Origin of the sequence: uncultured Ruthenibacterium sp. (assembly GCF_963558415.1) — a bacterium.
Classification (GTDB): Bacteria; Bacillota; Clostridia; order Oscillospirales; family Ruminococcaceae; genus Ruthenibacterium.
The window spans coordinates 1-1888 of record NZ_CAUWGY010000155.1 but is presented as its reverse complement, the minus strand read 5'-3'; the positions used below and the strand labels follow the sequence as shown (position 1 = coordinate 1888).

The following is a 1888-nucleotide window of genomic DNA, read 5'->3' as shown; positions in this document are numbered from 1 at the left end:
TGCAATTCGTCTTCTTCCAATTGGCGGTTTTGTGAGTATGGAAGGAGAGGATGAGGAAAGCGACGATGAGGGGTCTTTTACAAAGGCTCCGGTGGGAAATCGTATTCTTGTTACCGTAGCGGGTGCTTGCATGAATATGATTTTGGGGTTTGTTGTACTGATTGCAGTTGTGGCAATGCAAAGCAGTATTGTGAGTCGGACGGTAGCGGAGTTTTATCCAAATGCCTCCACGGAACAGCATGGACTTCAGGTGGGAGACACAATTTTAGCGGTCAACGGACGAAGATGCTTTGTGGCAAATGATGTGAGTTATGAGTTTGCAAGAACACAAGAAGGAACCGCTGATTTGACGGTTTTGCGCGATGGCGAAAAAATCACCTTGGAAGATGTTGTCTTTGATACCGCGGAGCAGGACGGTCAACAATATTTGGTAATTGACTTTAAGGTTTATCCTATTGAGAAAACAATCCCCAATGTTTTGAAAGAAGCTGGAAATTGGACGCTTTCTCTAGCCCGAATGATCGTTTTGAGTTTTACAGACCTTCTGACCGGGCGAATCGCAGTGAACAATTTGTCTGGTCCTGTAGGGATTGTTAGTGCGATTGGACAGGCGTCTTCGCTAGGTTTGCAGCCTCTTTTGCTGTTATTGTCATTGATTACCATTAACTTGGGAATTTTCAATTTGCTTCCCATTCCGGCCTTGGATGGTGGCCGCTTAGTATTTTTGATTTTGGAAGCCATTCGTAGAAAACCTATTCCTCAGAAATACGAAATTGCGGTCAATGCCGCGGGATTCGTCTTACTGATTGGATTGATGATGTTTGCAACCTTTAACGATATTACAAAGCTTTTGCCGTAGGAGGAATACGGATGCGCAAAAAAACACGAGTTGTAAAAATTGGAAATATTGCAATTGGTGGGGATAATCCGGTTGCGGTTCAAAGTATGCTGAATATTCCAATTTCCGATATTTATGGGAATGTAGAGCAGGCAAAACGATTGGAACAAGTTGGCTGCGAATTGATTCGCGTGACTGTCCCAACGGCACAGGATGCAAAGGTAGTGACTGCTCTAAAACAGGAGGTCAATGTTCCGATTGTGGCCGATATTCATTTTGATTATCGTGCGGCTTTAGCTTGCGTGGATGCTGGTGTGGATAAAATCCGCATTAACCCGGGAAATATTGGAAGTGATGAACGGGTCGGAATGGTAGCGCAGGCTTGCAAAAAAAATGGGATTCCCATTCGAATTGGAGTGAATGGTGGAAGCCTAGAGAAGGAAATTTTGGCGAAATATGGTCATGTGACTCCAGAGGCCTTGGTAGAAAGTGCGCTCTATCATGTTTCACTGTTGGAGAAACATGATTTTTACGATATTGTAATTTCCATCAAATCTTCCAACGTGCCGATGATGATGCAGGCATATCGTTTGCTAAGCAGTAAATGCGATTATCCGTTGCATATTGGAGTGACGGAAGCAGGAACATATCGTATGGGGCTGATCAAATCTGCCATGGGAATCGGTGGACTTCTAATGGAAGGAATCGGTGATACACTTCGTGTTTCGCTGACAGATATCCCAGAGAAAGAGGTACAGGCAGGTTACGATATTTTGCGTGCAGCAGGGCATTTTGTGGCTGGCCCCGAAGTAATCAGTTGTCCAACTTGCGGGAGAACCAACATCGCAGTAGCGGAAATCGCCGAGGAGGTAGAGCGTCGCCTCCGTGGCTGTAAAAAGCAAATTAAAGTGGCTGTGATGGGATGTGTGGTCAATGGACCAGGCGAAGCAAAGGAAGCCGATATAGGAATTGCGGGTGGAAAAGACTGTGCAATGCTGTTTATCAAAGGTCAGCAGATTCGCATGCTAAAAGGCAATATTGTGGATCAAC

At 45.0% G+C, this 1888-nt stretch carries 2 protein-coding genes; both read left to right on the top strand.

Going from position 1 to position 1888, the window contains the following annotated elements; translation table 11 throughout:
* Positions 1 to 859 (top strand): RIP metalloprotease RseP (gene rseP / locus AB5H98_RS13350; protein ID WP_367926372.1); only part of this gene is annotated, 859 nt, incomplete at its 5' end.
* 11 nt (positions 860 to 870) lie between these two features.
* On the top strand, positions 871 to 1888 hold a 1018-nt coding region (ispG, locus tag AB5H98_RS13345; protein ID WP_367926371.1), incomplete at its 3' end, for a flavodoxin-dependent (E)-4-hydroxy-3-methylbut-2-enyl-diphosphate synthase.